At 70.9% G+C, this 13654-nt stretch carries 12 protein-coding genes; 2 read left to right on the top strand and 10 right to left on the bottom strand.

What is annotated here, in order from left to right; genetic code table 11:
* Positions 1–15: 15 nt before the first annotated feature.
* Both RKD05_RS00455 and RKD05_RS00460 read right to left on the bottom strand, forming a co-directional pair.
* Positions 16–342: a peptidase gene (locus RKD05_RS00455; protein ID WP_424707356.1), complete on the bottom strand. Its 327-nt coding sequence runs from the start codon at positions 340–342 to the stop codon at positions 16–18.
* Entirely contained in the window at positions 339–1562 is a 1224-nt protein-coding gene (locus tag RKD05_RS00460; protein WP_424707357.1) for an anion permease, read from the bottom strand. Before RKD05_RS00460 ends, RKD05_RS00455 begins: the two co-directional genes overlap by 4 nt.
* A 183-nt stretch (positions 1563–1745) precedes the next feature.
* Between RKD05_RS00460 and RKD05_RS00465 the strand changes: the two genes are divergently transcribed.
* The gene (locus RKD05_RS00465; RefSeq protein WP_424707359.1) at positions 1746–3854 is read left to right on the top strand and encodes a S9 family peptidase; all 2109 of its coding nucleotides are present in this window, start codon (positions 1746–1748) and stop codon (positions 3852–3854) included.
* Between the two features lie 122 nt (positions 3855–3976).
* On the opposite strand, the gene RKD05_RS00470 is transcribed toward RKD05_RS00465, so the two are convergent.
* The 3 genes from RKD05_RS00470 to RKD05_RS00480 form a co-directional block, all read right to left on the bottom strand.
* Positions 3977–4810, bottom strand: coding sequence for a hypothetical protein (locus tag RKD05_RS00470; RefSeq protein WP_424707360.1), 834 nt, complete (start codon positions 4808–4810; stop codon positions 3977–3979).
* 385 nt (positions 4811–5195) lie between these two features.
* The gene (locus RKD05_RS00475) at positions 5196–6224 is read right to left on the bottom strand and encodes a 6-phosphofructokinase (protein ID WP_022879797.1); all 1029 of its coding nucleotides are present in this window, start codon (positions 6222–6224) and stop codon (positions 5196–5198) included.
* 153 nt (positions 6225–6377) lie between these two features.
* Entirely contained in the window at positions 6378–8534 is a 2157-nt protein-coding gene (locus RKD05_RS00480) for a DEAD/DEAH box helicase (RefSeq protein ID WP_063257999.1), read from the bottom strand.
* A gap of 243 nt (positions 8535–8777) precedes the next feature.
* Here RKD05_RS00480 and RKD05_RS00485 point away from each other — a divergent pair, with 243 nt between their 5' ends.
* Positions 8778–10145 carry an MFS transporter gene (locus RKD05_RS00485; RefSeq protein WP_424707361.1) on the top strand — a complete coding sequence of 456 codons (1368 nt, stop codon included), beginning with the start codon at positions 8778–8780 and terminating at the stop codon, positions 10143–10145.
* Between the two features lie 130 nt (positions 10146–10275).
* Here RKD05_RS00485 and RKD05_RS00490 read toward each other — a convergent pair whose 3' ends face one another.
* Genes RKD05_RS00490 through RKD05_RS00510 form a run of 5 tightly spaced genes read right to left on the bottom strand, consistent with a single transcriptional unit; the run spans position 10276 to position 13457 of the window.
* A complete protein-coding gene (locus RKD05_RS00490; protein ID WP_424711749.1) occupies positions 10276–11220 on the bottom strand; it encodes a bifunctional riboflavin kinase/FAD synthetase in 945 nt (314 codons plus the stop codon).
* Positions 11217–11636 (bottom strand): hypothetical protein, encoded by a 420-nt coding sequence (locus tag RKD05_RS00495; RefSeq protein ID WP_424707363.1) that lies wholly within the window; start codon positions 11634–11636, stop codon positions 11217–11219. The genes RKD05_RS00490 and RKD05_RS00495 overlap by 4 nt, the downstream gene beginning before the upstream one ends.
* Positions 11637–11692: 56 nt before the next feature.
* Positions 11693–12061 (bottom strand): hypothetical protein, encoded by a 369-nt coding sequence (locus tag RKD05_RS00500; protein ID WP_022879258.1) that lies wholly within the window; start codon positions 12059–12061, stop codon positions 11693–11695.
* Positions 12058–12951: a tRNA pseudouridine(55) synthase TruB gene (truB, locus tag RKD05_RS00505; RefSeq protein WP_424707364.1), complete on the bottom strand. Its 894-nt coding sequence runs from the start codon at positions 12949–12951 to the stop codon at positions 12058–12060. The genes RKD05_RS00500 and truB overlap by 4 nt, the downstream gene beginning before the upstream one ends.
* Positions 12951–13457, bottom strand: a complete 507-nt coding sequence (locus tag RKD05_RS00510; protein ID WP_424707366.1) for a hypothetical protein — start codon at positions 13455–13457, stop codon at positions 12951–12953. The genes truB and RKD05_RS00510 overlap by 1 nt, the downstream gene beginning before the upstream one ends.
* Positions 13458–13654: the final 197 nt, after the last annotated feature.

The raw sequence follows: 13654 nt of genomic DNA on the forward strand, positions 1-13654 counted from the left end.
GCACCGACAGCCGCGTCAGTGGAACAGGATCAGCAGCAGCGCCGCGAGGACCGCCGCGGCGCACACCGCGAAGCACGCGTACGCCGCGGCGAGCGCGAGCCGCTTCTGGCCCGTGCTGAGCGGATTGCGCGCCGCCGCCTTGGCCACCGCCTTCTCGGCGCGGCGCTTCTGCTTGTCGGTGAGCACGGTGATGGCATCCGTGAACTCCGCGGGCGCGACCAGCGGCGGACGCCCGCCCCGCACGAGGAGCCGGAGGCCCAGGGCGTAGAACGTCACGACGATCGCGGCGCCCAGGAGGGCGGCGACGAAGACGTGCAGGAAGGCTTCCCAGTTGATGATCATGCGTCGCTGTCCTTCCCTGCCTGGGCGCGCTCGAGGCGCAGCTGCCGACGCGTCGGACCGGGCTTGCGCGGCACCTTCACCGCGGCCCCCGAATCGGCGACCTCGCTCATGGCGTTCGCGGACGTCACCTCGTCGCGGCGCGAGCGCAGGAACAGGCCGAGGATGATAGCGACGGCGAGGACGGCGTCGACCGCCACGCCCCAGCCCCCCAGCCACACGACGATGAGCGCTGCGGCGGCTCCGACGGCGCCCGCCGCGGGGAGGGTGAGCACCCACCCGACGGTGATGCGCCCCACGGTCCCCCAGCGCACCGTCGACCCGCGCCGACCGAGGCCCGAGCCGATCACGGATCCCGAGGCGACCTGCGTGGTCGAGAGCGCGAAGCCGAGCGCGCTGGATGCCAGGATCGTCGCGGCCGTGGACGTCTCGGCGGAGAAGCCCTGCGCCGGCTTGACGTCGGTGAGGCCCTTGCCGAGCGTGCGGATGATGCGCCAGCCGCCCATGTAGGTGCCGAGCGCGATCGTGAGCGCACACGCCAGCACGACCCAGATCTGCGGATCGGGTTCGGATGCCGACTGCCAGCCGACCGTGATGAGGGCGAGGGTGATGACACCCATCGTCTTCTGGGCGTCGTTGGTACCGTGCGCCAGAGCGACGAGCGACGACGTGAAGATCTGCCCCCACCGGAAGCCGTCGCGGCCGTCCGCCTTCATGTCGTAGCGGCGCGTGACGCCGTAGGCGATCTTGGTCACCGTGAACGCGATGATGCCGGCGGTGAGCGGGGCGATCAGCGCCGGCAGAATCACCTTGCTGAGCACCACGCCGGTGTCGATCGCCGACGCTCCGACGCCCACGAGCGTCGCGCCGATGAGACCGCCGAAGAGGGCGTGCGACGAGCTCGAGGGCAGCCCCAGCAGCCACGTGAGCATGTTCCACGTGATCGCGCCGATGAGGCCGGCGAAGATGATCGGCGGGAAGATGTCGGGACTCAACTGGTCCTCGCGGATCATCCCGCCCGAGATCGTCTTCGCGACCTCCGTCGACAGAAACGCCCCCACGAGGTTGAGGCTCGCCGCGAGCAGAACGGCGACCTTGGGCTTCAGCGCGCCCGTCGCGATCGGCGTCGCCATCGCGTTGGCGGTGTCGTGGAACCCGTTGGTGAAATCGAAGAACAGTGCCAGGACGATGACCAGCACGATGATGAGGGCTGCGCTCTCCACCGATCGCTTTCCGTAAGGGGGAAGGGAGGGATGCCGACGGGATCGGCGCGGAGAACGAAGAGTTCACCTGACGTTAGACCCGCGTTCACCGGGCCGACGACATCATTTCATCGGCACCGTCGTCGGTCAAACGGGGGGCCCGAGACCGGGACCGGGACGGTGGGAGCCGACTAGCGTGGAACGGTGACCGACTCCGCTGAATCCGCCCCCGTCGCCGCCCGCCGCCCCACTCCCCGTGTTCACCACGGCGACACGTTCGACGACCCGTACGAGTGGCTCCGCGCCAAGGACGACGCCGAGGTGATCGCACACCTCGAGGCCGAGAACGCGTACACGGACGCGCGCACCGCGCACCTGGCATCCCTCCGCGACGAGATCTTCGGCGAGATCAAGGGCCGCACGCTCGAGACCGACCTGTCCGTGCCCGCCCGCCGCGGCGACTGGTGGTACTACGGCCGCACCGTCGCCGGCGCGCAGTACGGCATCCAGTGCCGCGCTCCCCTGGCGTCCCCGGACGACTGGACCCCGCCCGTGCTCTCGCCCGACGAGCCCGTCCCCGGCGAGCAGGTGCTGTTCGACGGCAACGTCGAGGCCGAGGGCACCGACTTCTTCTCGCTCGGGAGCTTCGAGGTCTCGAACGACGGCGCGCGCATGCTCTACGGCATCGACGTCGCGGGCGACGAGCGGTACACCGTGCGCGTCCGCGACCTCGTGACCGGCGAGACGCTCGCCGACGAGATCCCCGGCACCTTCTCGGGCGCGACCTTCTCCCCCGACGGCCGCTTCATCGTGTACACCACCGTCGACGACGCGTGGCGCCCCGACACCGTGTGGCTGCACGAGATCGGGACGGGAGTGGATGCCGACGTGCAGCTGTTCCACGAACCCGACGAGCGGTACTGGGTCGGCGCCGACTTCACCCGCAGCGACCGGTTCCTCGTGATCGGCGTCGGATCCTCGATCACCTCGGAAGAGCGACTCATCGACGCCGACGACCTCCGCGGCGAAGCCCGCGTGGTCTGGCCGCGGCGAGAGGGCGTCGAGTACTCGAGCGAGCACGCCGTCGTCGACGGCGAGGACGTGCTGTACATCCTGCACAACGACGGCGCTCTCGATTTCGAGCTCGTCCGGGTGTCGGCATCCGACCCGCAAGGCGCCCGCGAGACGGTGATCCCCCACCGCGCCGGCGAGCGCCTGCTCGGCGTCGACACGTTCCGCGACTGGGGCGTCGTCGCCTACCGCCGCGACGGGCTCGCGCGTCTCGGCCTGCTGTCGTACACCGACGGAGCGGTCACCGAGATCGCGTTCGACGAGCCGCTCTACAGCGTCGGCACCGGCGGCAACCCCGAGTGGGCACCGCCCGTGCTCCGCGTGGGCTACGGCTCGTTCGTTACGCCCGGCACGGTGTACGACTACGTCATCGAGACCGGCGAGCTGCTGCTCCGCAAGCGGCAGCCGGTGCTCGGCGGCTTCGACCCCGAGGACTACGGCCAGGCACGCGCGTGGGCGACGGCCGACGACGGCACGCAGGTTCCCATCTCGCTCGTGTGGAAGCGCTCGTTCGGAGAGCCCGGGGCGTCCCTGCGGCCCGTCCACCTGTACGGATACGGCTCGTACGAGCACTCGATCGAGCCCGGGTTCTCGGTGCCGCGCCTGTCGCTGCTCGACCGGGGAGTGGTCTTCGCGGTGGCGCACGTCCGCGGCGGCGGCGAGATGGGCCGCCAGTGGTACGAGGACGGCAAGCTGCAGGCCAAGCGAAATACGTTCACGGACTTCGTCGCGGTCGCGCGTCACCTCGTGGCATCCGGATACACCACGCCCGACCGCCTCGTGGCAGAGGGGGGAAGTGCGGGAGGTCTCCTCATGGGCGCCGTCGCGAACCTCGCGCCCGAGCTGTTCGCCGGGATCCTCGCCGATGTGCCGTTCGTCGACGCCCTGACCACGATCCTCGACCCGTCGCTCCCGCTCACGGTCATCGAGTGGGACGAGTGGGGCGACCCGCTGCACGACGCCGACGTCTACGCGTACATGAAGTCGTACTCGCCGTACGAGAACGTGCGCGAGGGGGTCGCGTACCCGCGGATCCTCGCCGTCACCTCCCTCAACGACACCCGCGTGCTGTACGTGGAGCCCGCCAAGTGGGTGCAGCGCCTGCGCGAGGTCGGCGCCGATGCGCTGCTGAAATGCGAGATGGTCGCCGGCCACGGCGGCGTCAGCGGCCGCTACAACGCCTGGCGCGAGCGCGCGTACGAACTGGCGTGGCTGCTCGACGTCCTGGGCCTGGCGGAGTAGGGGCGGTTGCCGGCGGCGCACGCGTCACACTTATGGCGGTGCATGTCCCAGTTTTGGCGGGTGCATGTCCCGAGGGTTGCTGCCCAGAGCCTTCGGCGACAGCCATAAGTGGGACATGCGAGTCAGAGCCCCGGCCGCCACCCTGCTCTGATCAGCGCATCGCGCACCATCGCCACGGCCGAACCGCCACCGTCGCGAAGATGGTGGTTCAGAATGCGGACGTGGTCCCACCCCGCGTCCCGGATCGCCGCCCACCGATCGGCGTCTCGCGCGAACTGACGCGGGTCCTCCGCATGCACACGGCCGTCGTACTCGGCAGCGACCTTCCACGCACGGAACGCCAGATCGATCTCCGCGACGAACTCGCCCTCCGTCGAGAAGATGTCGGCGTTGACCTCCGGTTCCGGAAGTCCGGCCCGAACGAGCAGCAAGCGCAGCTGCGTCTCTTTCGGAGAGCGCACGCCGGGCCGCGCCAAAGCGAGGGCGTGGCGCAGGATGCCGCGACGTACATCCCCCATGAGAGCCACCTCAGCCTCCAGTTCGTCGATGGTGGCGAGCGGCCGTCGACCCCCTAGGAGCGCGTCGGCACCCGCCACGAGGTCATCGAGATGCCAGAGCCGACCACACTGTCGCCATGCTCGCACCGCATTCTCCATCGGCATCCCGTGAGGTCCGATCTGGATGGCTGGCTCGCGCGTCTGCAACCGATGGCCCACGACGCCGTCGGTGCGTGGTTCTCGCGCGGGCCGGTGGGTCGACACATGGATGCGAGGTGAGTAGGGCCACTCGGGCGTGCTGAGGCCCCGCAACGCGAACACCGTCTCGTGACTGAAGAACTGTCCGGGCGTGAGTCTGGGTGCGTACGCGCGACATAGATCGACGAGCGATCCACCATCATCGCCGAGGGAGCGGGATCGCACGCCGTGGAAGGGCACCGCGAGGTCGGAGGCGCGCAATCGAGCGCGACTCACTCCCTTCCCCAGAGCATGGGCGACATGGAAGCGCTCGGGGAGATCGGTGGGAAGCGGGCGAGGTCGAGTCATGCTCCAGGGTCCCGGACGCGTCGACGCGATTCCGGGTTGTCCACAACGCTTTTCGTTCGTGTGGCGGCTGTGGAGGAGACGTCTCTCCGGTCGCTGCAGAATGCATGTCCCATTTATTGCGGTCTTGGAGCCCACCAACCAGCCAGAAGTGGGACATGCATCGGCACAACTGGGACGAGCACCGCCATAAGTGGGACATGCAACGGCGCTGCCCGCGACGCCGAGCCGCAAGACGCGCCGGCACCGAAAACACGACGCCCCGCCCCGCGGCGGCGGGACGGGGCGACGGAAGCGCGGCTCAGCCGAAGAGCGCGGCGGCCTCTTCGTACCGGTACAGCGGGACGCTGTTGAGCTCGCCGAGGGCGTCGGCGAACGGGACGCGGATGATGTCGGTGCCGCGCATCGCGACCATCTGGCCCCAGGCCTCGTCGGCGAGCGCGTCGGCGGCGTGCAGCCCCAGGCGGGTGGCGAGCACGCGGTCGAACGCCGACGGCGAACCGCCGCGCTGGATGTGTCCCAGAACTGTCGCGCGGGTCTCGATGCCGGTACGACGCTCGATCTCGGGGGCCAGCAGTTCGCCGATGCCGCCGAGGCGGGGGCGGTTGAAGGCATCCAGGCCCTTGTCGCTGAAGGCCTCCTCCATGCCGGTGAGCTTGAAGCCCTCGGACACGACGACGAGCGGTGCGCGGCCGCGGTCGTGCGCACGCGTGACCTGCTCGACGATCTCGTCGATCGACATCGGCACCTCGGGGATGCAGATGACGTGCGCGCCCGCGGCGATGCCGGCGTGCAGCGCGATCCAGCCGACGTGACGGCCCATGACCTCGGCGACCATGCAGCGCTGGTGCGAGTCGCCGGTGGTGCGGAGGCGGTCCATGGCATCCGTCGCGATGTTCACCGCGGTGTCGAAACCGAAGGAGTAGTCGGTGGCGCGCAGGTCGTTGTCGATCGTCTTGGGGACTCCGATGACGTTGATGCCGTCGTTCGACAGGCGGTCGGCCGCCGCGAGCGTGCCTTCGCCACCGATGGCCAGGATGCCGTCGATGCGGTGCCCGTACAGCGTCTTGGAGATGTTCTCGGCTCCGCCGCGCACGCCCTCGTACGGGTTGGTGCGGCTCGTGCCGAGGATCGTGCCGCCCACCTTCGACAGGCCCTTCACCTCGTGGCGCGTCAGGGGGAAGAAGTCACCGTCGACGACGCCGCGCCATCCGTCGCGGATGCCGACGAACTCGATGTCGTGATTCGTGGTGCCCTTGAGCACGACGCCACGGATGACGGCGTTCAGCCCGGGGCAGTCTCCGCCGCTGGTCAGGATGCCGATCTTCATGCTGGAACCTCGCTATTGGGGATGATCGAGTCGGCGACGCTGCCGCGTTCGACATTAGTGCCCCACCCGGCGCGCTCGCCAAATGGGGGACAGCTCACGACGCGGCAACGCACGAACGCCCCGGCGAGACCGGGGCGTTCGTGAGGGGACGGGTCAGGCCCCGAGCGCCTGCCGCAGCAGGTGCATGAGCGCCGACAGCTGCACCGAGTCGCTGGACCCCGGCTCGATGGCGAGGCCGTCCAGCGCGCGCTGCGCCAGGCCCTCCTTCGAGTCGATGAGCTCGGCGATCTTCGTGTCGATCGTGTGCGCGGCGATGATGCGCCACGCGGTCACGGGCTCTTCCTGACCGATGCGGTGCACGCGGTCGATCGCCTGCGTCTGCTCCGCGGCCGTCCAGGACAGCTCGGCGAGCACGACGTTGGACGCGGCCTGCATGTTGAGCCCCACGCCGGCGGCGGTGAGCGAACACACCGCGATTCCGACGGACGGGTCGGTGTTGAACGCGTCGATCGCCGCCTGGCGCGCGGTCGAGGTCTGGTCTCCGCGCACCGACACCGCCTTCAGACCGGATGCCTTGAAGTGGGCCTCCGCGGCATCCATCACGTCGATGTGCTTGGCGAAGAAGACCACCTTGCCGACCGAGCGCTGGAGCTGCACGGCGTAGTCCGCGGCGAGTTGGGCCTTCGCCTGACCGATGCGGCGGACCATCGTGAAGACGTTCTCCGACCCGGTGCCGGCGGCCTTGCTCTCCTCGAGCTCGCCGTGGGCGACGAGGCGCACGATGTCCTCGTCGATCTCGCCCGGCGCGAGCCCGCGATCGCCGCGCGCCTCGATGATGCGACGGTACTTCGCCGCGAGGCGGGCGCCCAGCTCGCGCTCGGCGTGACGGATCGACCGGCCGTACTCGTCGTCGAGCTCGACGGGGAGGTCGGCGATGAGCTTGTCGGGCAGGTCGGCGGCGACGTCCTTCTTCTTCCGACGGACGATGCCCATGGAGATCACGGCCTCGCGCGCCTCGGGATAGAACGCCTTGTCCGCGGGCGTGAGGCCCGTGGCATCCAGCTTCTCCATCAGCTCCGGACCCGGCTTCTCGCCGTTCGTCCAGCCGAGGAAGCGCCAGATGGCGTCGAAGTCCTCGACGTCGTTGATCAGCGGGGTACCCGTGAGGGCCAGGAGCAGCGGATCGCGCGTCTGCTGGCGGACACGGGATGCCAGCGCGAGAACGTTCTGCGAACGCTGCGACGACAGATTCTTGATGAAGTGCGCCTCGTCGACCGCGATGCCCTTGAGGCCGATGGACGACAGCCACGACAGGTGCCGGTCGAGGATTTCGTAGTTGACGATGAACACGTCGGCGAAGGCGTCGATGTCGGCGCCGCTGCCGGAGATCACGGTCGCCCGGCGGTGCGGCGTCCAGCGCTGCACCTCGCGCGCCCAGTTCATCTTCACGACGTTGGGCACGACGACCAGCAGCGGGTAGGCGTCGGCGACCGAGGCCGCGAGCACCGACTCGGCGGTCTTGCCGAGACCGGGCTCGTCGGCGAGCAGGAACTGACGGTGGCCCTGCCGGACGGCTTCGAGGAACCGGGACTGGTGGGGCATGACCTCGAGTCCGCGCGGCGAGACGCGGTCGAACTCGGGGACGGGCGGCAGGTCCATGCTGGCGGCCGAGCCGCCGGCGCCGGTCTCGAACGCCTTGTACAGCGGGCCCATGAGCTCCCAGCCGTCGAGGCGCCGACGCGGCGCGTCACCGGTGGGGCGCGGCGTGAGGTCGGGCGCGAGGAACGGGTTCGCCATCTGGCGCGCCTCGATGGAGGGCGGGATGACCTGCTTCTCGGCGAGCGCCGCGGGCACGACGGGAGCCGTGGCCGGAGCGCTGTCGGTGATGATGAGCTCGTCCGGCGGCAACTCGGCGCCGGATTCCAGCAGCCAGTCGCGGCGCATGCGGCGGGCGACCGGAGACGTGGCCTGGTCGACCTCGAGCAGCTGGATGAGCGACGTGTCGCGCGCGGCGGTCTTGGCCAGGATCGTGGCCACGCCGTCGAGGCGCTTGAGCAGCTCGGCGCGGGCGGCGTCGGTGATCTCGGTGTCGGCCTTGACGCGGGCGCGCTCCTCGCGGACGAGGAAGGCGATCACCTGGAACTTCACCCGGTTGGTCGGGCCGAGCTTGCCGCGCTGGGCCTTGGCTTCGACCTCGCGCACCTTGCGGGCGAGGATGGGGATGACGGGGGCCTCGTCGTCCCGACGGGATGACGAGGTCTTGCGGCGCCGTTGGCTCGAGCTTCGGGCGGCGGTTGCCGTGGTCGGCATGCTCCTCCTGAGCGTGTCGTCCGGATGTGTCCGGAACGTCCCGGCCCATGGCCGGTGGATCAGTGACCCCGGAGAATGCCGCGAGACTCACCGCCGGAGCGGCAGCGTCTGCGACCCGCAACGCGTCTTCACCGGAACGGCTCGCAAGGAGGCGGGTGACGGGGCCGCCACCAGTCTAGCGCGTCGGTGGGTGGTCCTGCCGTACCCCTCCCCCGGCGATTCCGCGACGCCTACGCTGGTGCGATGGCCGAACCGATGTCGCGCGACCAGCGCGTGGTGCTCACCGTCGCGGTTCTGGCATCCTTCGTGTCGTTCCTCGACGGCACCGTCGTGAACGTGGCGCTTCCCGCGATCTCGAGGGACCTGGGTGGCGGGCTGTCGACGCAGCAATGGGTCGTCGACGCGTATCTCGTCACGCTCGGCGCCTTCATCCTCGTCGCCGGGTCGATGAGCGACGTGCTGGGCCGCACGCTCGTCCTGCGGATCGGACTGATCGGGTTCGGCGTGACATCGGTCGCGATCGCCGCGGCGCCCACGGCCGAGTTCCTGATCGTGGCGCGGGCGCTGCAGGGCGTCGCGGGCGCGCTGCTCGTGCCGAGTTCGCTGGCGCTCATCACGTCGACGTTCCGCGGCGCCGGCCAGGCGCGCGCGATCGGCATCTGGACGGGCGCGACCACCGTGGCGATGCTCGCCGGGCCCGTGATCGGCGGTGTGTTCGTCGACGCGCTGTCGTGGCGGCTGGTGTTCCTCGTCAACGTCCTCCCCATCGCGGTGACGCTGTGGCTGCTCGCCCGGCGTTCGCAGCCCGATCACCGCCGCCCGGGCGCACGCGTCGACCTCCTCGGCGCGGTCCTGTGCGCCGTGGGCCTGGGCGGCGTCGTGTTCGCCCTCATCGAGCAGCCGAACCTCGGCTGGGGGTCGCCGGTCATCTGGGCGCCGGCGGCCGTCGGCGTCCTGTCGTTCGCGGGGTTCCTCCTGCGCCAGCGGGTCGCCCGCCAACCCATGATGCCGCTGGACCTGTTCCGTTCGCGCAACTTCTGGGCGGGCAACCTCACGACGATGTTCGTCTACGCGGCGCTCTCGCTGTACGGCTTCGTCCTCAGCGTCTACCTGCAGCAGGGCGCCGGGCTACCGGCCACCCTCGCGGGCCTCGCGTCGCTACCGGCGACGCTCATCTCCATCGCCCTGAGCTCGCGGGCGGGGGCGCTCTCGGGCCGCTTCGGACCGCGCCTGTTCATGACGCTCGGCCCCGCGCTCATGGCGGTGGGAGCGCTGCTGCTCCTCCTCGTCCGCCCCGAGTTCGACTACTGGACGCAGGTCTTCCCCGCGGTGCTGATCTTCGGCCTGGGCGTGACCACGACCGTGTCACCGCTGACCGCCGCGGTGCTCGGTGCGATCGACCCGGAACGCTCCGGCATCGCCTCCGCCGTCAACAACGCCGTGTCGCGCATCGCCGGGCTGCTCTCCATCGCGGCGGTGTCGGCCGTCGCGGGCGGCGCGCTGAACCTCGACGGCTTCCACCGCGCCGCGATCTTCACCGCCGTGCTGATGCTCCTCGGGGCCGCGACGTCGTTCCTCGGCATCCGTAACCACCTGTCGCGACGCGACTGACGGCGGGCTGCGCGGGCTCACGCCGGGGCGCGCTGCAGCGCGAGAGGTCGCGCCCCGACCAGACCGGACGCGAACCTCAGCGCAGGATGCCGCGGACGCGCTCGGAGGCCCCTGGCGGACGCCGTGAACGTCAGCACAGGATGCCGCGGACGCGCTCGACGTCGTCGGCCATCTGCACGAGCAGGGCGTCGATGCCGTCGAAGGCCGCCATGCCGCGGATGCGTTCGACGAAGCGCACCTCGACGTGGTGCCCGTAGAGGTCGAGGCCCGTCTCGTCGAGCACGTACACCTCGACCTGCCGCGCGTGCACGTCGTCGAACGTGGGGTTCGTCCCGATGCTGATGGCCGCGGGATACGTGATCCGTCGCGACCCGTCGACGTCGACGAGCCAGCCGGCGTACACGCCGTCCGCGGGCACGAACCCTTCGAGATCGGGCGACAGGTTCGCCGTGGGGTAGCCGAGCTCGCGTCCGCGCTGGAGCCCGTGCACGACCTCGCCCCATACCGACGGCGCGCGGCCGAGCAGTCGCGCGGCCGTGGCGATGTCGCCGGCGGCGAGCGCCTCGCGGATCCACGTCGACGACACCCGGCGGTCGGCGTGAACGGCGCGCACGTCGTCCACGACCTCCACGCGGAAGCCGTACTCGTGCCCCAGTCGGACGAGCAGGTCGGGGTCGCCCGCTCCCCCGGCGCCGAAGCGGAAGTCGCGCCCCACCAGCACGGTCCGGGCCGCGAGAGCGTCGACGAGCACCTCTCGGACGAAGTCCGCCGCGGGCTGCGCAGCCCGCGTCTCATCGAAGGTCAGCAGGAGGGTGGCATCCACTCCGGCCCGGTCGAGCAGCTCGAGCTTCTGGTGCGGACCGATGACGTCGGGCGGGCACTTCTCCGGCCGGAGGACGCTCAAGGGGTTGCGGTCGAACGTCACGGCCACGACCTGCGCGCCGTCGGCCGCCTCGACTCGCGCGCGATCGATCACGGCGCGGTGGCCGGTATGCACGCCGTCGAACTTGCCGATCGCGACGACCGACGGCCCGAACCCCGCGGGGACCTCGGCGGGATCGCGGAAGACGATCACGACGCCGTTCCACGGTGCCGCACGAGCCACCAGAGGCCCAGGAACGGCAGCACGAGCGGGATGAACACGTAGCCGATGCCGTACACCGACCACACCGTCGGGTGCTGGAACAGCGACGGCAGCGCGAGGCTGAGGGTGCCGACGACCAGCACGCCCACGAGCTCGAAACCGATGGCCACCCACGCCACGCGGTACCACGCGGGCCGCGCCGAGAAGATCAGCGCGAGCGTCGCGACGATGTAGACCACCGCGGCGAGCGCCGAGAGCGTGTACGCGACGGGCGCGTCGTCGAACTCGCGCACGATCTGCACGAACGAGCGGCCGGTGGCGGCGAGCGCCATGATGCCGTAGACGATCACGAGGACCCGGCCGATGCCGGTCATTCCGCGGGTGCGGGCGGGAGTGGTGGATGCCATGACCTTCCGAGTCTAGTTCGGTCGGCGTCGCGCCGCCTCGGGCGCTCGGGGCCGTGTCAGGCGAGCTGGATCGTCCAGATGACGTGCATGCGCCACACCATGACCGCGACCGCGAGGGCGACCGCGCCCATGATGACGGTGCTCCACCGGCTGCGCTCGATGAGCGCCCACGCCGCGCCCGCGGGCGGCAGGAGCGCGGCCGACACGAGGTACGTCCAGTACTCCAGGAGGCTGCCCGACGGCGGGTTGCCGGCGAACGGCGACACGATCGCGACGACGATCTGCACGATGAGCAGCAACTCGATGAGCGCGAGCGCGCCGACGGTGAGGTCGGACGGGCGGCGCCCGGCGAGGCCGGCGACGACGGCGATGAGCCCCGCGAGGACCGCGACGCCCACCTGCGTGAGTGTGAACCACAGGATCATCCCGCGACCTCCTCGGGCATGTTCATGACGCTCTTCAGCTGACTCCCCCGCCGCTCCACGATCCCGACCAGACGCCCGTCCGGATCGATCGCCGCGGCGCGCTCCCCCGTGAGACGTCCACCGCCCTCGATCCGCTTGCCGTGGCGCAGGTCGCGCGCGTCGTCGGCGCCGACCGCGAGCGCGCCGACCACGGTCGCCGCGGCGGTGGCGGGGTTCACGAGCGCGGCCTCGGCGATGTCGTCGACGGATGCCGCGGAGCCGACGTCGAAGGACCCGATGCGGGTGCGGCGGAGTGCGGTGAGGTGCCCGCCCACGCCGAGCGCGGCACCGAGGTCGCGCGCGAGCGCGCGGATGTAGGTGCCGCTCGAGCAGTCGACGACGACGTCGAGCGCGATCGTCCCGCCCTCGCGTCGCGTCGCGCGCACGTCGAACCGCGACACCGTCACGCGGCGGGCCTTCAGTTCCACGGTCTCGCCGGCGCGAGCGAGGTCGTACGCGCGGCGGCCCTGCACCTTGATCGCGGAGACCGTGCTGGGCACCTGCGCGATCTCGCCGGTGAGGTCGGCGATGCCGGCGGCGATCGCCTCGTCGGTCACGGCGTCGACGGCCGTGGCATCCGACCGTGCCGTCTCCTCACCGTCGGCGTCGTCGCTGTCGGTCGAGACACCGAGGAGGATCGTCGCCTCGTAGGTCTTGTCGGCGCCCACGATGTAGGTGAGCAGACGCGTCGCGCCCTCGACGCCGAGCACGAGCAGGCCCGTGGCCATCGGGTCGAGCGTCCCGGCGTGCCCGATCTTGCGGGTGCCCAGCGCGCGGCGCGCTCGCGCCACGACGTCATGGCTGGTGATGCCTCCCGGCTTGTCGACCAGGAGGATGCCGGCGCGCACCATCAGCAGAAGTCGCCGAACACCTGCACCGGGTGCGCGGGGTCGGAGTTCTCGACGATGACGGATGCCGCGACCCGCGGCCGCGCGGTGCGGACGTACTGCTTCTCGGCATCCGGGAGCTCCGGGCGCGGAGCGCCGATCGGCGGGTTCGACTCGAGCCACACCGACCAGTTCCACAGGCCCCGGAGACCCGAGGCGTGGAGGAAGCGGCCGTCGACGACGAGAACCGCGCGCTCGGGAGCGGGCGTGCTGCTGCCGTCGAACGGCTCGCCCGCGCGGAAGGGTACGACGAGTCGCTCGCGCACGTCGCCGGCGTCGTCGGCGAGGGTCGCGCGGAACACCGCCGTGCCGTCCTCGCCGACCGCCGCGGCGAAACCGTCCGCGAAGGCCGTGGCGGCCGTGGCATCCAGCGCGTCGATCGCCACGACGAGACGTCCGTTGCCCGCGTTCTGACGCAGGAGGTCGCGCAGGCTCCGCTGCAGGGTCTCGACGGGGTTCTCGCTCGACATGCCTCCAGCCTACGGTCGTCCGCTGTGCCCCGCCCCGAGCCGCCGCCGCCGCCTGCTCTGCCACTGCCGCGATGCCCCCGCCCCTCCCCGCGATAAACGCGATCCACGGGGAGAGACGGCGCGGCAGCGCGTTTCCACCCGCGGATCGCGTTTATCGGTGTGAGTGGGGGGCGCGGACGCACGCCGCGACGCTGCCC

The sequence above is a fragment of the Microbacterium sp. SLBN-111 genome, from assembly GCF_049739645.1.
Taxonomy (GTDB): Bacteria; Actinomycetota; Actinomycetes; order Actinomycetales; family Microbacteriaceae; genus Microbacterium.